The sequence below is a fragment of the Paracoccus yibinensis genome, assembly GCF_030846195.1.
In the GTDB taxonomy this organism is placed as follows: Bacteria; Pseudomonadota; Alphaproteobacteria; order Rhodobacterales; family Rhodobacteraceae; genus Paracoccus; species Paracoccus yibinensis.
The window spans coordinates 287,680-309,041 of the sequence record NZ_JAVCWH010000005.1; the positions used below are offsets into that span (position 1 = coordinate 287,680).

Below are 21,362 nucleotides of genomic sequence, written 5' to 3' on the forward strand. Positions count from 1 at the left end.
AGGGGTCGGCAGACCCCTTAGCTTTGCGTCTGGCTTTGGCTTTGGGTCTGGAAACGCTCCACCTCCTCGACATTCACGGCGACATCCAGGGTCTCGATCCCCTGGCCTGCCGCGATTCCCCGGATCGGGGCTGCGTCCGACGCGTCCAGTCCCGAACCCAGCCGGACATAGCGTTCGTCCGGGCAACATCTGTTGGCGGGATCGAAGCCGACCCAGCCCAGGCCCTGCACATGAATCTCGGCCCAGGCATGGGCTGCCTCGTGCGGCTCTCCCTCTGTGGTGCTGTGCAGATAGCCCGAGACATAGCGGGCGGGCAGGTCACGCAGGCGCGCCACGGCGATCAGCGCATGGGCATGGTCCTGGCACACGCCTTGCCCCTGCGCCAACGCCTCGGCGGCGGTGGTATGGAATTCCGTCTGGCCGGGGGCATAGGCGATCGCCTCCGACACACCGGCCGACAGCCGATGCGCGAGATCCAGGAAATCGGTCGTGTCTGTCACGGAACCTGCCAGATCGCGCAGCCCTTCGTCCGGTTTCGTGGCCACGGTGTCGCGCAGATAGGCAAGCGGATGGATCAACTCGCGATATCCGCGCAGGACGCCTGCCGTGTCGCGCGTCTCGACCCGGCCAGTGACGGTGACGGTCACTTCCTCGGTCGGGCCGCGCACGGTCCAGCCTTCGATCCAGTCGCCCGCCCCGTCGCGGAAACCGGGGCCGCGGGTGCCCCCCGACACGCTGATCGCCCAGTCATGCGTGCGCTGCCCTTCGAACACAGAAGGCGTCAGGCGCAGGCTTTGCACCAGGTTCCTGACCGGCCGGTCATAGCGATAAACGGTCTGATGAAAGATCCGCAGCTTCATCACGATCCCCCCAGCAGGTAATCTTCATGGACCAGGGTCGAGATGGTGCCGATTTCCCCGATGAACCAGGTCAGGAATTCGTGCAGCCCCTCGTCGAAGACCATGTCGATGTCATGGGCCTGCAAGCGGCTCAGCACCTCGCGCGCCTTGTCGCGGGCATTGGTCGGCACCGTTTCGCCATACCGCTTGGCAAGCCCTTCCAGATTCCACACTGCCTCGTAAAGCGATGTGATCAGCGACCGCGGGCTTTCCCCGTTCAGGATCAGGAAATCCGCGACCCGTCCCGCCGTGATGTCGCCGCCGTAAGCCCAGTGATAGGCCCGATGCGCCGAAAGCGCCCTCAGGATCACCTGCCATTGATAGGTGTCCAGACCCGATCCCACGAATTCGATCCGGGGCAGAAGGACGTAATACTTCACGTCCAGCAGCCGCGCCGTCGCATCCGCGCGTTCCAGGCCATAGCCCAGGTTCATGAAATGCCAGCCGTCATTGCGAAGCTGCGTGGCATTGATCGCGCCCCTCACGGTCGAGGTGTGGCTGGTCGTGAAGTCCGTCAGCGAGGCCGTGTCGATCTTGTCGCGCGGCGTCTTCTCGATCCGGCGTAGATCCTGATAGGCCACGTTCAACGCGTCCCAGACCTGGCTGGTCAGCGCGGTGCGCACGATTCGGCCCGACTCTCGCGCACGCTCGATGCAGGACATGACGGATGACGGATTGTCGCGGTCGAAGAAGATAAATTCCTCGATGTTTTCCTGGCTGATCTCGCCGTATTTCTCGGCGAACAGGCTGGCTGTGCCCGAGGCCTGCAGCAGGGAGTTCCATTCGTTCTGATAGCCCGAGGCGGTGTTGGGCAGAAGCGTGATCCGCTGGCCCACGTCCAGCAGGCGCGCGGCGGTGTCGGCGCGTTCCAGGTGGCGGCCCATCCAGAACAGGTTGGCGGCGGTGCGGCTGAGCATCTCTGACCCCCTTATTCCGACAGGACCCAGGTGTCCTTGACGCCCCCGCCCTGCGACGAGTTCACGACAAGGCTGCCTTCGCGCAGCGCCACCCGCGTCAGCCCGCCCGGCACCAGTTCGATCCGGTCGCCGCACAGGCAATAGGGGCGCAGGTCCACATGGCGCGGCGCCAGCCCTTCGGCGACGAAGGTGGGGCAGGTGGACAGGGCCAGCGTCGGCTGGGCGATGTAATTGCCGGGATCGGCCTCGATCTTCCTGCGGAAGGTCTCGATCTCCTCCTTCGTGGACTTCGGGCCGACCAGCATCCCATAGCCGCCCGATCCATGAACTTCCTTTACCACCAGGTCCGGCAGGTGTTCCATGACGTATCGGTAATCGTCGTCCTTCCACAGCGTCCAGGTCTGGACGTTCTGCAACATCGGCTCCTCGCCCAGATAGAAGCGGACCATTTCCGGCACGAAGGTATAGATCGCCTTGTCATCGGCCACGCCCGCGCCCGGCGCCGAACAGATCGACACGCCCCCGGACCGATAGACATCCATCAGCCCCGGCACGCCCAGCATCGAATCCGGGCGGAAGCACAGTGGATCCAGGAACGGATCGTCGATCCGTCGATAGATGACATCGACCCGCTTTGGTCCCTGAGTGGTGCGCATATAGACGAATTCGCCGTCCACGAACAGATCGGCGCCTTCGACCAGTTCGACGCCCATCAGGTTCGCCAGGAAGCTGTGTTCGTAATAGGCGCTGTTGAAATGGCCCGGTGTCAGGACCACGCAGGTGGGCCGGTCGTGGCATTTGGCGGGCGCGACGGATTCCAGCGTGCGGCGCAGAAGGTCGGGATACTGGTCCACCGGCTCGATCCGGTTGCCGCGAAACAGGCCGGGGAACATCCGCATCATGATTTCGCGGTTTTCCAGCATGTAGCTGACACCCGAGGGGGTGCGGCAGTTGTCCTCCAGCACGAAGAACTCGTCCTTGGACGTGCGCACCAGGTCGATGCCGATGATGTGGGAATAAACCCCGCGCGGCGGCACGACGCCGACCACGGCCTTCTCATAGGCCTCGTTCTGATAGACCAGCCGGGCGGGGATGCGGCCCGCGCGCACGATCTCGGCCCGGCCATAGACGTCGCGCAGAAAGGCGTTCAGCGCGCGCGCCCGCTGCTTGATGCCGCGTTCCAGCTTGCGCCATTCTGACTGTTCGAAAACGCGGGGCATCATGTCGAAGGGGATCAGCCGGTCCGGGTCGCCCCCCTCGCCATAGACGGCGAAGGTGATGCCGATTCGCCGGAACAGGGCCTCGGCCTCGGCCTGCTTCATCTGCCGAAAATCGGCGGGCATCGTCTCGACCCATTGGCTGAGCCGGGCATAGGGTTCGCGAACCCGCGACCCTTCATACATTTCGTTGTAATAGCTCATTCGTCCACCCGCTGACCCCGGACCCTTTGCGGGCCTTCTTCCGCTGATGATCGGAGACGGTTTTTCCCAAGTCCACAGAGGAATAGCGGTTCCTGCGCGAAAGTTCCGCAGGCCAAGTCCGCGTTTTAGGCAGCAAGGGATCCTGCACGCGGCCGCTGCCGTGATTTTGGGCAATGTGAAGGCGCCGGTCCTGCCATTCCTGATATGTCGTGGCGCTTACCGGATCGTAACCTTTTGCCCTTAAGGCTGGTGCCAGGAAGCGCAGGGGAACGACATGCCGACACTGATCGTCAACGAAACCGAAACGCAGTTGACCGTGATCGTGGAAGAAGCGCGCATCGACGCCGCCATTGCCACCCGGTTCAAGGACCGGCTGCGGGAAATCGTGCTGCGCGGTCGCAAGCCTGTCCGTCTGGACATGCGGCGTGTCGATTTCATGGACAGTTCGGGATTGGGTGCGATGATCGCGGTCCGAAAGGCCCTGCCCGAATCCCTTCCGCTGGTCCTGGAAGGACTGACCCCCAACGTGGAGCGCGTGTTCAGGCTGACCCGGATGGACAGTGTTTTCGACATACGACCGGCCACCACCTTACAGGAGTAGTTGTTTATGAGTTCCAGCGAACGGCAGAATGCCGGACCCAAACCCCGTCCCGCGACCCGGACGCAGCCGATGTTTCACCGTGTGCTGCAAGCCGAACCCCAGGACGTGCGGCAGACGTTGGAGGATTTGCGCATCCGCTTCGCCAAGGAGGTGAGCGCCGATGCAATGGGGCGGCTGGAACTGGTCCTGGCCGAGGTGATGAACAACGTGGCCGAACATGCAAGCGACACGGCCACGCCAGCGACGGACGCCCGGTCGATGCATTTGTGCGTGGTCATGCACGACAACGGGTTGTCATGCGCCATCACAGACGATGGCGGCATGCTGCCCGCCGATTGCCTGCTGCCGCGCACCCTGCCGGCCCTTGATCCGCTCGACTTGCCCGAAGGCGGGTTCGGCTGGTGCCTGATCCAGGGGCTGACGCAATCTCTGTGCTATTACCGTGAAGGCCAGCGGAACTGCTTGGCATTCACGGTACCCTATCACGGCTAGTTCAGCGGACCCATCAGCGGATAGCGCCCGTCCTCGAAGTCACCGAACATCTCGAACATGTCGGGGTGGTTCAGGGGTTCGCCGGACTGGTCCGGGACCAGGTTCTGTTCCGAGACATAGGCGACGTAATAGGTCGCCTCTGTTTCGGCATAAAGGTGATAGAAAGGCTGGTCCTTGGCAGGACGCGCATCTTCAGGGATGGAATCGTACCATTCCTGGGTATTGGCGAATTCGGGATCCACATCGAAGATCACGCCGCGAAACGGACGGTTCCGATGGCGGACGACCTGACCCAGGCTGAATTTGGCAATTCGGTTGTTCAGCTGCATGAATGGTCCACTGCTTCGGATCTGGCGGCTGTTTTAACCCCGCAGCGCGATTCTGTCCACCAGATCACCAGCATTTGCACGATTTCCGCAGCTGCCGCGGTCCGGCGGCATCTGGCAGAAGGGATCAATTCGCACCTGGCCCGCTTGTGGTGTCGGGTGGCAGGGGCACCGTGGACATCGACATCTTGGCCGATCCTTCGCTCAACTCGCTCGCATGGGCCAGATAGATCAGCACCCGGTTCTTCGCGTCATAGATCCGCTTGACGCGCAGGGACTTGAACAGAAGCGAGCGGCCTTCGCTGAACACGTCCTCGGGACGGCCGGGCCGCAGCGTGCTGACATCGACCGAACCCGTCATCGCACACTGAATGGCGCTGTTCGAGGGATCCTCGAACCAGTTGCCCTGACTGAGACGGTCCAGAACGGACCGTTCGAAATAGGCCAGGTGACAGGTGACGCCGCCCACGACCGGATCGGCGACCGCCTCGATGACGATGTCGTTGCCGACCCAGTCGACGCCGACCTGGGCGATCTCCTCGGCCCCAGCCAGGGCGGGCATCAGCAGAAAAGCAAGCGCGGTCAATCGCATGGCAGGTTCTCCGGTTCCAAGGGCAGGCGGCCGTCGTCGGCCAGCAGATGCACGCCATCCCTTTCGATGACGACCGCGCAAAGAGGGCGCCCATAGGCCGCGCCGCCATCGACATTCAGGCGGTTGCCGTAATGGGTGGCGGTCTGGATCGCGGTATGGCCATGGACGACCAGCGGCCCATGATCCACGGGGCTGTTCAGGAAGTCCTGCCGGATCCATACCAGATCCTCCTCGGTCTGGTCCTGCAGATCGACGCCCGGCCGGATGCCCGCGTGAACGACCAGGGCCAGCGGATGCAGAAAATACAGCGGCAGAGAGGCAAGATAGGCCGCATGGACACCAGGCACCGCCCGCTTGGCCTCGGCCAGCATCCGATCCGGGGCCAGGGTGGGATCGACGCCATAGGACCGCAGCGTTTCGGGCGCGCCCAGCCCGGAATGCAACGTCCAGTGCAGCCGGGAACTGAGGTCCGGATCGACCCAGTCAGGCTGCATCACATATTGCGGCAGAAAGCGGTCGTGATTGCCACGCGTCACCGTCCATGGCCGCCCTTCGGCCTGGCCGGTCATCAGGTATTCGACGACACCGCGCGAATCCGGTCCCCGGTCGATCAAGTCGCCCACATGGGCAATCACGGCATCCCGCCCGCCATCGCGAAAGACGCGGTCATGCGCGGCCTTGAGCTTGTCCAGATGCCCATGGACATCGCCAATGACATAAAGCCGCATCACCGCCTCGCTGCATCAAAAGCCGCGCCCCCTGCCTAAGGCGACGCGGCGGGATCGTCAAACCTCGAACTGCAAGCGGCGGGCCTGCAGGAACTTGCCGGTCTTCTGCAGCGTGGCCAGGGCCTCGTCGCTGATCGGCTCGTCCAGGTACAGGATCGCAATGGCATCGTTGCCCTGGGCCGAGCGGCCCAGCGTGAAGTTCGCGATGTTCACGCCCAGATCGCCCAAGGTCATGCCAAGCGCCCCGATCACGCCCGGCACGTCCTTGTTGCGGGTATAGAGCATGTGCTGCCCCACCTCGGCGTCGATGTTGATGCCGCGAATCTGGATGAAGCGCGGCTTGCCGTCGCTGAAGACGGTGCCCGCGATGGACCGTTCGCGCGTGTCGGTGACGACGGTCAGCTTGATATAGCCCTCGAAAACGCCGGCCTTGTCCTGCGTGGTGGTGGCCACCTGCACGCCGCGTTCCTTGGCCATCACCGGGGCGGAAACCATGTTCACGTCCGGATTGGTGGCCTTCATGACGCCCGCAATCACCGCCGCATTCAGCGCATTCAGGTTCATGGTCGCGGCAACGCCGTCATACAGGACGTTGATCGCCTTGATCGGTTCGTCCGTCATCTGGCCCACGAAGGCGCCCAGATGGCCCGCCAGCTTGATCCAGGGACCCATGACCGCGGCCTCCTCGGCCGTGACGGATGGCATGTTCAGCGCGTTCTGCACCGCGCCGGTCAGCAGGTAATCCGACATCTGCTCGGCCACTTGAAGGGCCACGTTCTCCTGCGCCTCGGTGGTGGATGCGCCCAGGTGCGGGGTCACGACCACGTTCGGCAGGTTGAACAGCGGGCTTTCGGTGGCAGGCTCGACCGCGAAGACGTCGAATGCGGCGCCGGCGACGCGGCCGTCCTTCAGCGCCTCGGCCAAGGCTTCCTCATCCACCAGCCCGCCGCGGGCGCAGTTGATGACGCGGACGCCCGGCTTCAGCTTGGCAATGGCCTCGCGCGACAGGATGTTGCGGGTCTTTTCCGTCAGCGGCACGTGGAAGGTGATGAAGTCGGACTTGCCCAGCAGTTCGTCCAGTTCGACCTTGGTCGCGCCGATTTCCTTGGCGCGCTCGGGCGACAGGAAGGGATCATAGGCCAGCACCTTCATGTGCAGCCCCAACGCGCGGTCGATGACGATCGACCCGATATTGCCCGCGCCAATCACGCCCAGGGTCTTGTTGAACAGCTCGACACCCATGAAGCGATTCTTTTCCCACTTGCCCGCATGGGTGCTGGCGCTGGCCTCCGGCAGTTGCCGGGCCACCGCGAACATCATGGCGATGGCGTGTTCGGCGGTGGTGACGCTGTTGCCGAAGGGCGTGTTCATCACGATCACGCCCTTTTTCGACGCCGCCGGAATGTCCACATTGTCCACCCCGATCCCGGCGCGGCCGATCACCTTGAGGTTGGCGGCGTTCTGCAACAGCTTTTCCGTCACCTTGGTCGCCGACCGGATGGCAAGGCCGTCATACTGGCCGATCACCTCGGCCAGCTTTTCCTTGTCCTTGCCCAGATCGGGCAGGTAATCGACCTCGACCCCGCGATCGCGGAAGATCTGGACGGCGGTTTCCGACAGTTTGTCGGACACGAGAACCTTCGGCATGTCACTCATCCTTCTATGCGGCATCCGGGCAAAGCCTCGCGGATGCCATGTTCATTCTGGTGGAAATATCCTGGGGGTCCGGGGGCAACGCCCCCGGCCTGTTTACGCTTGCGCGGCCAGTTCGGCGCGATAGGCCCATTCGATCCAGGGCATCAGCGCCGCGACATCGCTGGCCTCAACCGTCGAGCCGCACCAGATCCGCAGGCCCGCCGGCGCATCCCGATAGGCTCCCGCATCCAGCGCCACGCCTTCCTTCTCCAGCCGTTTCGCAACAGCCTTGGCGAAGGCCGCGCCGTCTTTGATGGCCGGATCGGTAAAGCGCAGGCAGACGCTGGTGTTGGACGCGGTGGCCGGATCCTCGGCCAGGTCGGCGATCCAGTCCTTGCCGGCGATGAAGTCGCGCACGGCGGCGGCATTGGCATCGGCGCGTGCGATCAGCGCCTTCACGCCGCCCAGCGACTGTGCCCATTTCAGCGCGACCAGGTAATCCTCGACCGCCAGCATGGAGGGCGTGTTGATCGTCTCGCCCTTGAAGATGCCCTCGATCAGCTTGCCGCCCTTGGTCATGCGGAAGATCTTGGGCAGCGGCCAGGCCGGGGTATAGGTTTCCAGCCGTTCCACCGCGCGCGGCGACAGGATCAGCATCCCGTGCGCGCCTTCGCCGCCCAGAACCTTCTGCCAACTGAAGGTCACGACATCCAGCTTGTCGAAAGGCAGGTCCATTGCAAAGGCGGCCGAGGTCGCGTCGCAGATGGTCAGGCCCGCGCGGTCAGCGGGGATCGCATCGCCGTTCGGCACGCGCACGCCGCTGGTGGTGCCGTTCCAGGTGAAGACCACGTCCTTGTCGAAATCGACTTCCGCGAAATCGACGATCTTGCCATAGTCGGCCTTGCGGACGGTCGCGTCCAGCTTCAACTGCTTGACGGCATCCGTGACCCAGCCTTCGCCAAAGCTTTCCCAGGCCAGCATCTCGACCGGGCGGGCACCCAGCAGGGACCACATTGCCATCTCGACCGCGCCGGTGTCGGATCCCGGGACGATGCCGATGCGGTAATCGGCGGGAACGCCCAGGACCTCGCGCGTGAGGTCGATCGCCTCGGCCAGCTTCGCCTTGCCGATGGCGGCACGGTGCGAGCGGCCCAGCGGAGCATCCGCCAGCAGGTCCAGGGTGTAATGGGGGATCTTGGCGCAGGGGCCAGAGGAGAAGCGCGGATTGACCGGGCGCGCAGCCGGGATCGTCAGATCCTTCATGTCAGCCTTCCAGCTAAAAGCCCTTCGTTGGGGAAGGGTGTCCCGCCGCCGGAGATACGCGGGACCATGCCGTTTCGCAAGTAGAATCTAGCCGTAGTCGCGTGCGCCAAAGATGGCCGATCCCACGCGCACATGGGTCGCGCCCTCGGCAATTGCCGTTTCGAAGTCCGCGCTCATCCCCATCGACAGGTTTGGCAGGCCGTGATCCTGGGCCAGGCGGCGCAACAGGCGGAAATGGGGCAAGGGATCCTGGTCCTCGGGCGGGATGCACATCAGGCCTTGCGGCGACAGGCCAAAGTCGCGGCAGGAGGACAGGAACACCGGCAACTCGTCGGCGAGGATCCCCGCCTTCTGCGGCTCGTCCCCGGTGTTGATCTGGATGAACAGCTGCGGGCTGCGGCCACCCTGGCCGATCTGCTGCGCGAGCTTGCGGGCCAGTGTCATGCGGTCCAGCGTGTGGATAGCGTCGAACAGTTCGACCGCCGCCTTGGCCTTGTTGGATTGCAGGGGGCCGATCATGTGCAGGTCCACCCCCGGGTATCGGTCGCGCCAGCCGGGCCATTTGCCCTGCGCTTCCTGCACGTAGTTTTCGCCAAAGACGCGGTGGCCCGCATTCAGCACGGCGGTCACGCGGTCTTCCGGCTGCACCTTGCTGACGGCGATCAGCGTGACGCTGCCGGGCGCGCGCCCGGCCCGTTCCTCGGCCGCAGCGATGCGGCGCTTGATGTCATCCAGTCCCATGATGCGACAAGACAAAAAGAAAAGAGCGGGCGCAAGGCCCGCTCCTCAAGTTTGACGTCCGATCCGGGGATCAGAAGTCGAAGCGCACGCCCATGTCGGCGGTCACGTTTTCGTCATAGTCGCGGTGCAGCGAGGCACCCAGACGGGCGCCGCCCAGGTCGTAGTTGACGCCGATACCGAACGCATTGTCGGTTTCCTTGTCGTCCAGGTCGTTGTTGGTGATATAGGCTTCGATGTTGGTCAGACCATCGGCCAGGGTGTAGTCGCCGTAAAGGGCGATCGAGTTACCGGCGTCAGCGACCGAGTCGTTGCTGGCGTCGACATAGTTCAGGCCGATGCGGGCGTTCTCCATAACCGCATACCGGGCGCCGATGAAGAAGATGTCGTTGTCTTCGAAACCAGCACCGTCGGTGACATAGGCTGCCGACAGTTCCAGACGCTCGTTCCAGGTGTAGTCGACCGAGAGGCTGAACTCTTCGTTGTCGCCCACGAACGCCGTGGAGTCGGTCTGGTCGGGGTCGACATAAGACGCGCGGACGGTAGCACCGGCGATCGAGTACTCGGCGGCAACGCCCAGGCGGCCAGCGTCGTCATAAGCGTCCGAGTCATAGGCGAAGAAGGCGCCCTGCAGGAAGCCAACCTGACGGTCATACGAGCCCAGTTCGTTTGCATAGAGCAGACCGGCCGAGTCGAAGGCGGTGTCGACGTTACCGACTTCAACGGTCAGGCCGCTGGAGGTCACGTACAGTTTGCCGGCGTTCAGTTTGCCGTTGTCGTCCTGGTTCTGGTCCCACTGGATGCGGAAACGAGCACCGAAGTCCACGCCCTGGTCGGTCGAGGTCGCGGCGTCGATGTTCATCCGCAGGCGCGAGATCACCTGGGTTTCGTTTTCATCCGTGTCGTTTTCGTAATAGATGACGCCGGTGCGGCCGTAGCCCGAGATGGTCACGTCGGCGGCGGCGATGCCGGCGGTCAGGACCAGCGCGGTGGAGGCGATAAGAGCCTTTTTCATGGTCAAGTTCCCTCTTGTCTCTCTGATGCCCAAACCGGCATTACCGCCTTGGGTATGCTGCTTGTTTCCCCCGTCCGCACCCGCGATGCAACGGAATCGCGCGGCTGCCCCGGCTACGGCGGATTCTGTGATGCACAAGGGCCACACCTTTGCGTGATCCCCTCCGCCGTCCGTCCGAAGGTCACGGGCCAAGGCGCTTGTGGGGCAGGGGTGATCCGCGCTAAAGCGTGGCCTGACGCGAAAAACGGGGGACCGCATGAACATTGCACGCGCCGCACGCCTGGTGATCGCAGCATCGCTTTGCGCCGCATTGGCTGCTTGCGGCGGGGGCGGGCGCAATGCCGGACCCATGGACAGCGCCGACATGAGCCCCGAGGTGCGGACCACGACGATCTGGGATGTCTTCGAGGGATCGGAAAACCCGAACACCAGCGTCGGCGTGAACAAGTACCTGTGGAACGCCAGCCTGGAAGTGCTGAACTTCCTGCCGGTGCAGACGGTCGATCCCTTCACCGGGGTGATCCAGACGGGCTATGGCACGCCGCCGGGCGGGGGCCGGTCCTATCGCGCCACCATCAAGATCGCCGACCCGGCGCTGGACGCGCGCAGCCTGAAGCTGTCGCTGCAAGGGCCGGGGGGTGCGGCGGTGGAACCCGGCACCGTGCGCGCGGTGGAAGACGCGATCCTGACCCGCGCGCGGCAGTTGCGCATCCAGGACGGGCGGTTGTGACCGGGGTGGGGTAGAACCCCGCCCTACAGGCTGGACCCGCCAAGTCGTGCCGTATAAACCCGGCGGCGACGAATGACGCCAAAGGTCCGCACGATGCCCTATGATCCCTCCAGCAGCGAATCCCGGTGGCAGCAGGCCTGGTCCGACGCCGGCAGCTTCACCGCCACGCGCGATAGCCGGCCCAAGTATTACGTGCTGGAGATGTTCCCCTATCCGTCCGGGCGCATCCACATGGGCCATGTGCGCAACTACACCATGGGCGACGTGGTGGCCCGCTTCAAGCGCGCCCAAGGGTTTTCCGTGCTGCACCCGATGGGGTGGGACGCCTTCGGGATGCCCGCCGAGAACGCCGCGATGGAGCAGGGCGGCCATCCGCGCGACTGGACCTATGCCAACATCGCCACCATGCGCGAGCAGTTGAAGCCGCTGGGCCTGTCCATCGACTGGAGCCGCGAATTCGCCACCTGCGACGACGCTTACGTCCACCAGCAGCAGGCCATGTTCCTGGACATGCTGGAGGCCGGGCTGATCACCCGCAAGTCGGCCCAGGTGAACTGGGATCCGGTGGACATGACGGTTCTGGCCAACGAACAGGTGATCGACGGCAAGGGCTGGCGGTCCGGCGCTACGGTGGAACGGCGCGAACTGACGCAGTGGTTCTTCCGCATCTCGGATTATTCGGACGAGCTTCTGTCGGCGCTGGACGGGCTGACCGGCTGGCCCGACAAGGTGCGGCTGATGCAGGCCAACTGGATCGGCAAGTCGCGTGGCTTGCAGTTCCGCTTCCAGACGGTCGATGCGCCGGAGGGCTTCGAGGCGATCGAGGTCTATACCACCCGCCCCGACACGCTGATGGGGGCCAGCTTCGTGGCGCTGTCGCCCGATCACCCGCTGGTGCGCGACCTGGCGGCGGCGGATCCGAAGGTCGCGGCCTTTGTCGAGGACTGCCGCAAGATCGGCACGACCGAGGAGGCCATCGAGACCGCGCCCAAGCTGGGCTTCGACACCGGGTTGACCGTGAAGCATCCGCTGGACGAAGGCTGGCAGTTGCCGATCTGGATCGCAAATTTCGTGCTGATGGATTACGGCACCGGCGCGATTTTCGGATCTCCGGCGCATGACGAGCGCGACCACGAGTTCGCGACGAAATACGGCCTGCCGATCCGCGCGACCTTTGGCGAACGCGGCATGTCGCTGGAGCAGGCGGATGCCCTGGTCGCCAAGGTGCCATATGTGCCCCTGAAATCGGAAATTGTCACCTATGTGCGCGGCTTCTCGGGTCAGGCCGAGCAGACCGGAGAGGCGGCGGTGGACGCCGCAATCGCCCATGCCGAGGCCCATGGCTATGGCGAGGGCGTCACCAAGTTCCGGCTTCGTGACTGGGGCATTTCCCGTCAGCGCTATTGGGGCTGCCCGATCCCGGTCCTGCATTGCGAAAAATGTGGCACGGTGCCCGAGGCCAAGGAGAACCTGCCCGTCCTGCTGCCGCAGGATGTCACCTTCGACGTGCCGGGCAACCCGCTGGACCGCCACCCGACCTGGCGGCAGGCGGTGTGTCCGTCCTGCGGCGGCGCGGCGCTGCGCGAAACGGACACGATGGACACCTTCGTCGATTCGTCCTGGTATTATGCGCGCTTCACCTCGCCCCATGCGGCCACGCCCACCGACCGGGCGGATGCCGATTACTGGATGAACGTGGACCAGTATATCGGCGGGATCGAACACGCGATCCTGCACCTGCTCTATTCGCGCTTCTTCGCGCGGGCGATGGTCAAGACCGGGCACCTGCCGGAAAGCGCCAAGGAGCCGTTCGACGCGCTGTTCACGCAGGGGATGGTGACGCACGAGATCTACATGACCCGCGACGAGCGGGGCCGTCCGGTCTATCACCTGCCCGAGGATGTTTATCGACTTCATCTAAAAGGAAACGAAGTTGCTGTCCTGAAACGTGAAGGCTTCGACGACCTCAGTGATGAAGAAGCAATCGAATATGCTGAGGCATTCGCAGGTGAGATAGAAATTATCCCATCGGCGAAGATGTCGAAGTCGAAGAAGAACGTAGTTGATCCAGTCAACATCGTCCAAAGCTTCGGTGCTGATACCGCACGTTGGTTCATGTTGTCGGACAGTCCGCCGGAGCGAGATGTTGAATGGACGGCTGTAGGGGCTATAGGCGCCAATAGGTTCCTGGCACGCGTTTGGCACTTGGCAAGTCTTGATATTCAGGAGGCCGAGGATCCTGACCTGACCCGCGCCGCGCATCGCGCCATCGCCGATGTGACGAAGGCCATCGAGGGCTTCGCCTTCAACAAGGCGGTCGCCAAGATCTATGAACTGGCGAACGCGGTCGGCAAGTCGAAGGCCGGGGGCGAGGCCCGCCGCGCCGTGCTGCGGATCATGGCGCAACTGATGGGGCCGATGGTGCCGCATCTGGCCGAGGATGTCTGGGCCATGGCTGGGGGGCAGGGCCTGCTGGTCGATGCGCCCTGGCCCAAGGCGGATCCCGCGCTGCTGGAGGATGACACGGTCGTCCTGCCGATCCAGATCAACGGCAAGCGCCGGGCCGAGATCAGCGTCGCCAAGGACATGCCCAAGGACCAGATCGAGGCCATGGTGCTGGCCGACGAAACCGTCCGCCGCTTCCTGGAGGGTGCCGCGCCCAAGAAGCTGATCGTGGTGCCGGGGCGGATCGTCAATGTGGTCGCCTGACCGGCGGACTGCCCTGCTGGGATTGCTGGCGGTGACCGGCTGCGGGTTGACGCCCGTCTATGGCCCGAACGGTGCCGGGCAGCGGCTGTTCGGCAAGGTCCGCCCGCGCGATCCCCAGACCTATCAGGACTTTGCCTTCAACCGCCGCCTGGGCGAACGGCTGGGCGGCGAAGGGACGGATTACGACCTGGACTATCGCATCAATGTGGGTGTCGTGCCGCAGGCCATCACCACGGACGAGGTGACGAACCGCTATTCGCTGAACGGCACCGCCGATTTCGCGCTGACCGACCGGACGGGCCGGGTTCTGGCGCAGGGGCGGGTCAGCAACTTCACCTCCTATTCCACCACCGGCACGACCATCGCCACCCTGTCCGCCGAAGGCGATGCCAGGTCGCGGCTGGCCGAGATGCTGGCCGACCAGGTCGTCACGCGGCTGCTGGCGGCGTCAAGCCAACTGCCGGAATGATCCTGAAGGGCGCGGAAATCGCGCGCTATCTGGCGCGGCCCGATCCCTCGCGTCCGGCGCTGCTGATCTATGGCCAGGACGCGATGCGCGTCGCGATGAAGCGTGCCGAGGCGGTCAAGGCCCTGGTCGGCGAAAAGGCGGACGAGGAGATGCGCCTGACCCGCCTGCCGGGCGCGGCACTGCGCAAGGAGCCCGCGCAACTGCTGGATGCGGTCAAGGAGGTGGGGTTCTTTCCCGGCCAGCGGGTCGTGCTGGTCGAGGATGCGCCCGACGCGGCGGCCGACGCGATCCGCGAGGCGCTGTCGGAGTGGAAGCCGGGCGATGCGGCCGTGGTCGTGACTGCCGGAGGCCTTGGCAAGGCCTCGGCCCTGCGCAAGCTGTTCGAGCCGCATCCGGCGGCGGTGACCGCGCCCATCTATGACGATCCGCCGGGCGAGGAGGAAGTGGCGCGGTGGCTGGCGGATGCCGGGCTGCGCCACGTGCCACAGGCTGCGATGAAGGAGATGATGGTGCTGGCGCGCGCCTTGGACCCGGGCGACCTGCGCCAGACGATCGAGAAGATCGGCCTTTACAAGCATGGCGACGACACCCCCCTGACACCCGAGGAAATCGCTCTGATGGCCCCCGCCACCATCGAGGCCGATTTGGACGAGCTGATCCACATCGTGGCCGAACGACGCGAGGGCGAGTTCGGCACAATGATGCGGCGGATCGAAGGGCAGGGGGTGAATCCCGTGACGCTCTGCATCGCCGCGCTTCGCCATTTCCGCGCGCTGCATGGGGCCGCGGCCGACCCCGCCGGCCCGGGGGTGGCGCTGTCGCGGATGCGCCCGCCGGTCTTCGGCCCCCGCCGCGACCGCATGGCCCGGCAGGCGCAGGCTTGGGGCATGGGGCCACTGGAGGAGGCGGTGCGGTCGCTACTGGACTGCGACCTTTCCTTGCGCAGTTCCACCCGTGCGCCGCAGATGGCCCTGGTCGAACGCGCGCTGATCCGCCTGGCGATGACCAGGGGCCGACGGTGAGCGAGCCGGTTGACGCGCTGATCGTCGGCGCGGGACCGGCCGGGCTGATGGCGGCCGAGGCACTGATGGCGCCGGGGCGCCGCGTCGTGGTGGCCGAGGCGATGCCCACGCCCGCGCGCAAGTTCCTGATGGCGGGAAAGTCGGGCCTGAACCTGACCAAGGACGAGCCGTTTCAGGCATACGCGCGAAGGCTCACCCTTGGCAGCGGGGGCTGTCTGCCCCCGCACCCCCGAGGATATTTCGGTGAAGAAGAAGGCGTGTTCGGTCCTGCCGAGATGATGGCTTGGGCTCGCGGCTTGGGGATCGAACTGTTCACCGGATCGACGGGGCGGGTGTTTCCGGTGGGCATGAAGGCCTCGCCCTTGCTGCGGGCCTGGCTGGCGCGGCTGCGGGATGGCGGGGTCGAGCTGCGGACCCGCTGGCGCTGGATCGGCGGCGGGTTCCGGTTCGAGACGCCCGAGGGGCTGCGGAGAGTCCAGCCGCGCGTGGCTGTGCTGGCGCTTGGGGGCGCAAGTTGGCCTCGGCTGGGATCGGACGCGGCTTGGGTGCCCTGGCTGGAGGGGGCAGGGGTGACGGTGGCGCCCTTCCGACCTGCCAACATGGGGTTTCGCGTGGCCTGGTCGCCACCCATGGCGCGGCATTTTGGGGCGGCGGTCAAGGGGACCGCGCTGCGGGCAGGCGATCTGGCCAGCCGGGGCGAATGGATCATCGGCCGCCAAGGGATAGAGGGCGGGGGCATCTACGAAATTTCCGCCGCGTTGAGGGATGGAGCGCCGGGTCATGTGGATTTGGCGCCGGACCTGGATACCACAGTGCTGGCCAGGCGATTCGAGAGGCCGCGCGGCAAGCTGTCGCTGGGCAACTGGTTGCGGCGGGTGCTGGACGATCCGGTCAAGGTGGCGCTGCTGCTGGAATGGGGTCAGCCCTTGCCCGGGGATCCTGCCGGGTGGGCCGGCTTGGCGAAGGCGCTGCCTATCCGCCATGGGGGGGCGATGGCGATTGAGACGGCGATTTCCTCGGCCGGGGGTGTGACCTGGGAAGCGTTGACCGAAGGCCAGGAGCTGCGTGCCATGCCCAATGTCTTTGCCGCGGGCGAGATGCTGGACTGGGAGGCGCCGACCGGCGGCTATCTTCTGACCGCCTGCCTGGGCAGCGGGTTGCATGCCGGACAGGCAGCCGCTGCGCGGCTTGCCGCGATGGGCGCAGGCTGACCCCCAGGGCGCTTGACGGCGTGGGGGGCCTGATCCATCCTGGCCGACGGGAGGAAGCCACCTATTGCCATGGAAAGGGTTTCCGATGGCCTACACGATCACCCATTTCGCGCCCGAGACGCGGGGCCGCATCGACGCCTTCTTCAACCGCCTTGGCCAGGGCGTGAACGTCTATCTTGAAGCGCGGGCGCGATCCGCGCAGATCGATGCGCTGGAGGCGAAGACCGACGCCGAACTGGCCTGCATGGGGTTGACCCGCGACCGGATCGTGGCGCATGTGTTTCGCGACACCTATTGGGTTTGACCGGATCTAATCCTTCCAGTCGATCACCACTTGCGTCTGCGTGACGATGGCTGCGGCCTTGCCGTCGCCGCGGGTGATGGTGGTCTGCCAGATCTGCGTGGTCCGGCCGATATGCAGGGGCAGGCTGACGGCGCGGGCCACGTCGCCCAGCCGGATCGGGCGCAGGAAGTTGGTCTTGCTTTCCAGCGTGGTGGTGGTCTTGCCCTTGGGCAGGTTCAGGAAAGTGCCGGTGCCGCCCGCATTGTCGGCCAGACCCATGATCGCGCCGCCATGCAGCACGCCGTTGCGATTGGCCAGAACTTGCGTCACCGGCATCTCGAACTCGACCCGTTCGGGCGTGGCGCTGACCAGCCGGGCGCCGATATGGATGGCGAATTCGGGCTGGTCCTCGGCCTCGCGCCTGATCTGTTCGTCCATGGGATGTCCTTCCGCTGCCCGGCCATATCAACCGGGCAGCGGGGGAAGGGCAAGGGTCACGCCTTGCGGCAGGACACCAGTTGCGCCCGATACATCTGCGCCCGCTGGCCGACCTGGTTCGCGACCCGCACCAGCCAGGGCTTGCCAAGATAGGACTGGCGCGCAAATCCCGACCGGCCTTCGTGATAGGCCAGGTATTGCCCTGTCGCGTCCCATTTGGAGATGCCAAGCCGGCGCGAGGAATTGTGCATGTACCAGCCCATGAAATCCGTCGCATGGCGGATGTTGTCGCGCTTGGCGCGGCGGTTGCCGGTCTCCTTCTGGTATTCCTCCCACGTGCCGTCGAGCGCCTGGGAATAACCATAGGCACTGGACTGGCGGCCGATGGGAATCACGCCAAGCGCGTATTGATGCGGCGTGCGGGCATCGCCGATGAACTTCGATTCCTGGTGGATCGCCGCCATCTGCACATGGATCGGGATGCCCCATTTGCGTTCCGACGCCTTCATGGCTCGGTAATAGGCGGGCCGTTCCGCCACGATGGCGCAGGCGTTGTCCAGTTGCCGGGGCGCCGAATAGTTGCCGCCGCCGCATGACGCGACCAGCCCGACAATCGCGAGTTTCAGAAGCCTGCTCATCCTGCCCTCTTGTCGTTTTCCGGCGATCTTACGGAAATTCACGCAGGGGTGAAATCACAAAGCCGGAAGATCACACCGACAGGACTGCCTGCACCGCCCTTTGCCAAGCGGAATAGCGCCGATCTCGGTCATCGGGCGACATCCCGGGCTCGAACCGGCGGTCAAGCTGCCAGGCTTGCGCATAGTCGTCGGGCGCCGGGCACAGACCTGCGCGATAGCCCGCCAGCCAGGCCGCGCCCTGGGCGGTCGTTTCCGTGTTCTTCGGACGGTCAACCGGCGCGCCCAGGATGTCGGACAGGAACTGCATCGCCGGTTCGCTGGCGGTCATGCCGCCATCGACGCGAAGCACCGCGTCACCCGCCTGCGGCCAGTCGGCCCGCATGGCTTCCAGCAGGTCGCGGGTCTGGAAGCCCACGCTTTCCAGGGCGGCGCGGGCGAATTCGGCGGGTCCTGTGTTGCGGGTCAGGCCGAAGACCGCGCCGCGCGCCTTGGGCGCCCAATGGGGCGCGCCGAGGCCGGTGAAGGCTGGGACCATGATGACCTGCTGGCTGTCATCGGCCTGTGCGGACAGGCCTTGCGTTTCTTTCGCCTCGCGGATCAGCTTCAGCCCGTCGCGCAGCCATTGGACCACCGCGCCGGCGATGAAGATCGACCCTTCCAGGGCATAGGTGGTCCTGCCGTCCAGGCGATAGGCGATGGTCGTCAGCAGCCGGTTCTTCGACCGGACCGCCTGGTCGCCCGTGTTCAGCAGCGCGAAGCAGCCGGTGCCATAGGTCGATTTCATCATGCCGGGCCGGAAGCAGGCCTGACCCACGGTCGCCGCCTGCTGGTCGCCCGCCACGCCCGTGATCGGGATCTCGCGCCCGAACAGGTCGGCGCGCGTGGTGCCGAAATCGTCGGCGCTGTCACGGACCTCGGGCAGCAATTCGCGGGGCACGCCGAACAGGCGGCACATGTCGTCGGACCAGTCGCCCTTGCGGATGTCATACAGAAGCGTCCGGCTGGCATTGGTGGCGTCGGTGACATGGGACCGTCCGCCCGTCAGCTTCCAGATCAGGAAGCTGTCGATGGTCCCGAAGGCCAGTTCGCCCGCCTGTGCGCGGTCCCGCGCGCCGTCCACATGATCCAGCAGCCAGCCGATCTTGGTGGCGCTGAAATAGGGGTCCAGCAGCAGGCCGGTGGTGTCTGTCACCTGATCCTCGGCCCCCTCGTCGCGCAGGCGGTTGCAGATGTCGGCGGTGCGGCGGTCCTGCCAGACGATGGCGCGGTGGATCGGTTCCCCGGTCTTGCGGTCCCAGATCACCACGGTTTCTCGCTGATTGGTGATGCCGATGGCGTCGATGCGGGGGGCGCCCGCCTTCTCGATGGCGGCGCGGGCGGTTCCGGCGCTGCTGGTCCAGATGTCGCCGGGTTCGTGTTCCACCCAGCCCGAGCGCGGAAAGTGCTGAGGAAACTCGTGCTGGGCCGTGGCCTGCACCGTCAGGTCGTCGCGAAACACAAGCGCGCGGGACGAGGTGGTCCCCTGATCCATCGCCAGTATCGTCATGGTTCCTCCGTTTTCATCAGGGCGCCGATGGCGGCAAGGTCGGCCGCCCCCTTGTCGCGCAAAAGCCGCTCAAGCGATTCATAATGGTGCAGGACCGCCTGGCCGGTGGGCGTGACCGTCGCCCCGCCGCCGCCTGCCCCGCCCCGGTTGCTGTCCACCAGCGGGGCGGCAAAGGCCGCGTTCATTTCCTCGACCAGGGACCAGGCGCGCTTATAGCTCATCCCCATCTGCCGTCCTGCGGCCGAGATCGAGCCATGCTGCCCGATCAGCCGCAGAAGCTGCGCCTTGCCCGGCCCCAGCACCAGCGGCGCGTCGTATTCCAGCCGCAGCTTGATCCGGGGTCCGTCCCTGTCCATGCGATTCGGTTCCTGTCTTTGCAGCAGGTTAGCCGCAGCGTCCGCGCGACGCCACGGCGCGCTTGGCCGAAGGGGCGGGCTGGGCCTATGCTGTCCCGGCAACCAAGGGAAGGGGTTCACCATGTCCACCGAGATCGTCATCCTGTCCGGCGCGCGCACTGCCATCGGCACCTTCGGCGGCAGCCTTGCCGCCATTCCGCCCATCCAGCTGGCGACCATCGTGACCCGCGCCGCGATGGAGCGGGCAGGGGTTGCGCCCGAGAAGATCGGGCAGGTGGTCTTTGGCCATGTCATCAACACGGAACCCCGCGACATGTACCTGTCCCGCGTGGCGATGCTGGAGGCGGGCATTCCCGACACAACGCCCGCGATGAACGTGAACCGGCTTTGCGGGTCGGGCGCGCAGGCCATCGTCTCGGCGGCGCAGGCACTTATGCTGGGCGACGCGGATTTCGCCGTGGCGGGCGGCGCCGAAAGCATGAGCCGCGCGCCCTATGCTGTCAGTTCCGCACGATTCGGCGCCAAGATGGGCGACCAGAAGATGATGGACATGATGACCGGCGCGCTGACCTGCCCGATGGGCACGGGCCACATGGGCGTGACGGCGGAAAACGTCGCGGGCGAACATGACATCAGCCGCCAGGCCCAGGACGAATTCGCGATGGAATCGCAGCGTCGCGCGGCGGCGGCCATTGCGGCGGGGTATTTCCGCGACCAGATCGTGCCGGTCGAGGTGAAGGGCCGCAAGGGGCCGGTGACATTCGACACGGACGAGCATCCCAAGGAAACCAGTCTGGACAAGCTGGCAGGGCTGAAGGCGGTCTTCAAGAAGGACGGCAGCGTCACGGCGGGCAATGCCAGCGGCATCAACGACGGTGCAGCGGCCCTGGTGCTGGCGCGGGCGGACGCGGCGCAGGCGGCGGGCCTGACGCCCCGCGCGCGGATCCTGGGCTATGCCGTGGCGGGCGTGCGCCCCGAAGTGATGGGCATCGGCCCGGTCCCTGCAGTGCAGAAGCTGCTGGAGAAGACGGGCCTGTCGGCGGGCGATTTCGACGTGATCGAATCGAACGAGGCCTTCGCCGCGCAGGCCCTGGCGGTGAACAAGGGCCTGGGCCTGGATCCTGCCCGCGTGAATCCCAATGGCGGGGCCATCGCGCTGGGCCATCCGGTCGGCGCGACAGGCGCGATCATCACCGTCAAGGCACTGCATGAGCTGGAACGCACCGGAGGCCGTAAGGCATTGATAACCATGTGCATCGGGGGAGGTCAGGGGATTGCCATCGCCATCGAAAGGACCTGACGCCCGATCCCTTTCCAGAAGCTGACTGGTCAA

23 protein-coding genes are annotated in these 21,362 nt (G+C 65.4%); 9 read left to right on the top strand and 14 right to left on the bottom strand.

Annotation, left to right across the window (positions count from 1 at the left end; all coding sequences use genetic code 11):
* Positions 1-17: 17 nt before the first annotated feature.
* From RAH32_RS13470 to RAH32_RS13480, 3 genes are read right to left on the bottom strand one after another with little or no spacing between them, the layout of a single operon-like run.
* Complete coding sequence (locus RAH32_RS13470) at positions 18-860, bottom strand: transglutaminase family protein (protein ID WP_306608450.1); 843 nt, start codon at positions 858-860, stop codon at positions 18-20.
* Complete coding sequence (locus RAH32_RS13475) at positions 860-1,816, bottom strand: alpha-E domain-containing protein (protein ID WP_306608451.1); 957 nt, start codon at positions 1,814-1,816, stop codon at positions 860-862. The genes RAH32_RS13470 and RAH32_RS13475 overlap by 1 nt, the downstream gene beginning before the upstream one ends.
* An 11-nt stretch (positions 1,817-1,827) precedes the next feature.
* On the bottom strand, positions 1,828-3,237 hold the full coding sequence (locus RAH32_RS13480) for a circularly permuted type 2 ATP-grasp protein (protein ID WP_306608452.1): 1,410 nt from the start codon (positions 3,235-3,237) through the stop codon (positions 1,828-1,830).
* A gap of 274 nt (positions 3,238-3,511) precedes the next feature.
* Between RAH32_RS13480 and RAH32_RS13485 the strand changes: the two genes are divergently transcribed.
* The gene (locus RAH32_RS13485; protein WP_306608453.1) at positions 3,512-3,838 is read left to right on the top strand and encodes an STAS domain-containing protein; all 327 of its coding nucleotides are present in this window, start codon (positions 3,512-3,514) and stop codon (positions 3,836-3,838) included.
* 6 nt (positions 3,839-3,844) lie between these two features.
* Positions 3,845-4,330, top strand: a complete 486-nt coding sequence (locus tag RAH32_RS13490; RefSeq protein ID WP_306608454.1) for an ATP-binding protein — start codon at positions 3,845-3,847, stop codon at positions 4,328-4,330.
* Here RAH32_RS13490 and hspQ read toward each other — a convergent pair.
* The 7 genes from hspQ to RAH32_RS13525 form a co-directional block, all read right to left on the bottom strand.
* Complete coding sequence (gene hspQ / locus RAH32_RS13495; RefSeq protein WP_306608455.1) at positions 4,327-4,659, bottom strand: heat shock protein HspQ; 333 nt, start codon at positions 4,657-4,659, stop codon at positions 4,327-4,329. The genes RAH32_RS13490 and hspQ overlap by 4 nt on opposite strands.
* Before the next feature lie 124 nt (positions 4,660-4,783).
* Positions 4,784-5,248 (bottom strand): CreA family protein, encoded by a 465-nt coding sequence (locus RAH32_RS13500; RefSeq protein ID WP_306608456.1) that lies wholly within the window; start codon positions 5,246-5,248, stop codon positions 4,784-4,786.
* Positions 5,239-5,976 (bottom strand): metallophosphoesterase, encoded by a 738-nt coding sequence (locus RAH32_RS13505; RefSeq protein WP_306608457.1) that lies wholly within the window; start codon positions 5,974-5,976, stop codon positions 5,239-5,241. Before RAH32_RS13505 ends, RAH32_RS13500 begins: the two co-directional genes overlap by 10 nt.
* Positions 5,977-6,033: 57 nt before the next feature.
* Entirely contained in the window at positions 6,034-7,623 is a 1,590-nt protein-coding gene (gene serA / locus RAH32_RS13510) for a phosphoglycerate dehydrogenase (RefSeq protein ID WP_306608458.1), read from the bottom strand.
* Between the two features lie 102 nt (positions 7,624-7,725).
* Complete coding sequence (locus tag RAH32_RS13515; protein ID WP_306608459.1) at positions 7,726-8,874, bottom strand: phosphoserine transaminase; 1,149 nt, start codon at positions 8,872-8,874, stop codon at positions 7,726-7,728.
* An 87-nt stretch (positions 8,875-8,961) separates the two neighbouring features.
* Positions 8,962-9,615: a YggS family pyridoxal phosphate-dependent enzyme gene (locus RAH32_RS13520; protein ID WP_306608460.1), complete on the bottom strand. Its 654-nt coding sequence runs from the start codon at positions 9,613-9,615 to the stop codon at positions 8,962-8,964.
* A 70-nt stretch (positions 9,616-9,685) separates the two neighbouring features.
* Positions 9,686-10,627, bottom strand: a complete 942-nt coding sequence (locus tag RAH32_RS13525; RefSeq protein WP_306608461.1) for a porin — start codon at positions 10,625-10,627, stop codon at positions 9,686-9,688.
* 256 nt (positions 10,628-10,883) lie between these two features.
* On the opposite strand from RAH32_RS13525, the gene RAH32_RS13530 reads away from it, so the two are divergent.
* From RAH32_RS13530 to RAH32_RS13555, 6 genes are all read left to right on the top strand, one after another.
* Positions 10,884-11,357, top strand: coding sequence for a DUF3576 domain-containing protein (locus RAH32_RS13530; protein ID WP_306608462.1), 474 nt, complete (start codon positions 10,884-10,886; stop codon positions 11,355-11,357).
* Between the two features lie 93 nt (positions 11,358-11,450).
* Positions 11,451-14,066 (top strand): leucine--tRNA ligase, encoded by a 2,616-nt coding sequence (gene leuS, locus RAH32_RS13535; protein ID WP_306608463.1) that lies wholly within the window; start codon positions 11,451-11,453, stop codon positions 14,064-14,066.
* Positions 14,053-14,535, top strand: coding sequence for an LPS assembly lipoprotein LptE (lptE, locus tag RAH32_RS13540; RefSeq protein WP_306608464.1), 483 nt, complete (start codon positions 14,053-14,055; stop codon positions 14,533-14,535). Before leuS ends, lptE begins: the two co-directional genes overlap by 14 nt.
* On the top strand, positions 14,532-15,557 hold the full coding sequence (holA, locus tag RAH32_RS13545; protein ID WP_306608465.1) for a DNA polymerase III subunit delta: 1,026 nt from the start codon (positions 14,532-14,534) through the stop codon (positions 15,555-15,557). Before lptE ends, holA begins: the two co-directional genes overlap by 4 nt.
* A complete protein-coding gene (locus RAH32_RS13550) occupies positions 15,554-16,768 on the top strand; it encodes a BaiN/RdsA family NAD(P)/FAD-dependent oxidoreductase (RefSeq protein ID WP_306608466.1) in 1,215 nt (404 codons plus the stop codon). Before holA ends, RAH32_RS13550 begins: the two co-directional genes overlap by 4 nt.
* An 85-nt stretch (positions 16,769-16,853) precedes the next feature.
* Positions 16,854-17,072, top strand: a complete 219-nt coding sequence (locus RAH32_RS13555; RefSeq protein WP_306608467.1) for a hypothetical protein — start codon at positions 16,854-16,856, stop codon at positions 17,070-17,072.
* 6 nt (positions 17,073-17,078) lie between these two features.
* Here the strand turns inward: RAH32_RS13555 and RAH32_RS13560 are convergent, their stop codons facing one another.
* The 4 genes from RAH32_RS13560 to RAH32_RS13575 form a co-directional block, all read right to left on the bottom strand.
* On the bottom strand, positions 17,079-17,489 hold the full coding sequence (locus RAH32_RS13560; RefSeq protein ID WP_306608468.1) for a PaaI family thioesterase: 411 nt from the start codon (positions 17,487-17,489) through the stop codon (positions 17,079-17,081).
* A 56-nt stretch (positions 17,490-17,545) separates the two neighbouring features.
* The gene (locus RAH32_RS13565; protein ID WP_103171949.1) at positions 17,546-18,127 is read right to left on the bottom strand and encodes a transglycosylase SLT domain-containing protein; all 582 of its coding nucleotides are present in this window, start codon (positions 18,125-18,127) and stop codon (positions 17,546-17,548) included.
* 70 nt (positions 18,128-18,197) lie between these two features.
* Positions 18,198-19,673 (bottom strand): glycerol kinase GlpK, encoded by a 1,476-nt coding sequence (gene glpK / locus RAH32_RS13570; RefSeq protein ID WP_306608469.1) that lies wholly within the window; start codon positions 19,671-19,673, stop codon positions 18,198-18,200.
* On the bottom strand, positions 19,670-20,029 hold the full coding sequence (locus tag RAH32_RS13575) for a winged helix-turn-helix domain-containing protein (protein ID WP_306608470.1): 360 nt from the start codon (positions 20,027-20,029) through the stop codon (positions 19,670-19,672). Before RAH32_RS13575 ends, glpK begins: the two co-directional genes overlap by 4 nt.
* A 121-nt stretch (positions 20,030-20,150) precedes the next feature.
* Between RAH32_RS13575 and RAH32_RS13580 the strand changes: the two genes are divergently transcribed.
* A complete protein-coding gene (locus RAH32_RS13580) occupies positions 20,151-21,329 on the top strand; it encodes an acetyl-CoA C-acyltransferase family protein (RefSeq protein WP_306608471.1) in 1,179 nt (392 codons plus the stop codon).
* The last annotated feature ends 33 nt before the right edge of the window (positions 21,330-21,362 follow it).

What these genes read in the sequence shown, in the direction of transcription:
- RAH32_RS13580 (WP_306608471.1), top strand. Translation starts at nt 20,151, where the DNA reads ATGTCCACCGAGATCGTCATCCTGTCCGGCGCGCGCACTGCCATCGGC.
- RAH32_RS13505 (WP_306608457.1), bottom strand. Translation starts at nt 5,976, where the DNA reads ATGCGGCTTTATGTCATTGGCGATGTCCATGGGCATCTGGACAAGCTC.
- RAH32_RS13555 (WP_306608467.1), top strand. Translation starts at nt 16,854, where the DNA reads ATGGCCTACACGATCACCCATTTCGCGCCCGAGACGCGGGGCCGCATC.
- RAH32_RS13520 (WP_306608460.1), bottom strand. Translation starts at nt 9,615, where the DNA reads ATGGGACTGGATGACATCAAGCGCCGCATCGCTGCGGCCGAGGAACGG.
- RAH32_RS13575 (WP_306608470.1), bottom strand. Translation starts at nt 20,029, where the DNA reads ATGGACAGGGACGGACCCCGGATCAAGCTGCGGCTGGAATACGACGCG.
- RAH32_RS13475 (WP_306608451.1), bottom strand. Translation starts at nt 1,816, where the DNA reads ATGCTCAGCCGCACCGCCGCCAACCTGTTCTGGATGGGCCGCCACCTG.
- RAH32_RS13525 (WP_306608461.1), bottom strand. Translation starts at nt 10,627, where the DNA reads ATGAAAAAGGCTCTTATCGCCTCCACCGCGCTGGTCCTGACCGCCGGC.
- leuS (WP_306608463.1), top strand. Translation starts at nt 11,451, where the DNA reads ATGCCCTATGATCCCTCCAGCAGCGAATCCCGGTGGCAGCAGGCCTGG.
- RAH32_RS13490 (WP_306608454.1), top strand. Translation starts at nt 3,845, where the DNA reads ATGAGTTCCAGCGAACGGCAGAATGCCGGACCCAAACCCCGTCCCGCG.
- RAH32_RS13530 (WP_306608462.1), top strand. Translation starts at nt 10,884, where the DNA reads ATGAACATTGCACGCGCCGCACGCCTGGTGATCGCAGCATCGCTTTGC.
- RAH32_RS13565 (WP_103171949.1), bottom strand. Translation starts at nt 18,127, where the DNA reads ATGAGCAGGCTTCTGAAACTCGCGATTGTCGGGCTGGTCGCGTCATGC.
- RAH32_RS13515 (WP_306608459.1), bottom strand. Translation starts at nt 8,874, where the DNA reads ATGAAGGATCTGACGATCCCGGCTGCGCGCCCGGTCAATCCGCGCTTC.
- RAH32_RS13470 (WP_306608450.1), bottom strand. Translation starts at nt 860, where the DNA reads ATGAAGCTGCGGATCTTTCATCAGACCGTTTATCGCTATGACCGGCCG.
- glpK (WP_306608469.1), bottom strand. Translation starts at nt 19,673, where the DNA reads ATGACGATACTGGCGATGGATCAGGGGACCACCTCGTCCCGCGCGCTT.
- RAH32_RS13560 (WP_306608468.1), bottom strand. Translation starts at nt 17,489, where the DNA reads ATGGACGAACAGATCAGGCGCGAGGCCGAGGACCAGCCCGAATTCGCC.
- RAH32_RS13485 (WP_306608453.1), top strand. Translation starts at nt 3,512, where the DNA reads ATGCCGACACTGATCGTCAACGAAACCGAAACGCAGTTGACCGTGATC.
- hspQ (WP_306608455.1), bottom strand. Translation starts at nt 4,659, where the DNA reads ATGCAGCTGAACAACCGAATTGCCAAATTCAGCCTGGGTCAGGTCGTC.
- serA (WP_306608458.1), bottom strand. Translation starts at nt 7,623, where the DNA reads ATGCCGAAGGTTCTCGTGTCCGACAAACTGTCGGAAACCGCCGTCCAG.
- holA (WP_306608465.1), top strand. Translation starts at nt 14,532, where the DNA reads ATGATCCTGAAGGGCGCGGAAATCGCGCGCTATCTGGCGCGGCCCGAT.
- RAH32_RS13480 (WP_306608452.1), bottom strand. Translation starts at nt 3,237, where the DNA reads ATGAGCTATTACAACGAAATGTATGAAGGGTCGCGGGTTCGCGAACCC.
- lptE (WP_306608464.1), top strand. Translation starts at nt 14,053, where the DNA reads ATGTGGTCGCCTGACCGGCGGACTGCCCTGCTGGGATTGCTGGCGGTG.
- RAH32_RS13500 (WP_306608456.1), bottom strand. Translation starts at nt 5,248, where the DNA reads ATGCGATTGACCGCGCTTGCTTTTCTGCTGATGCCCGCCCTGGCTGGG.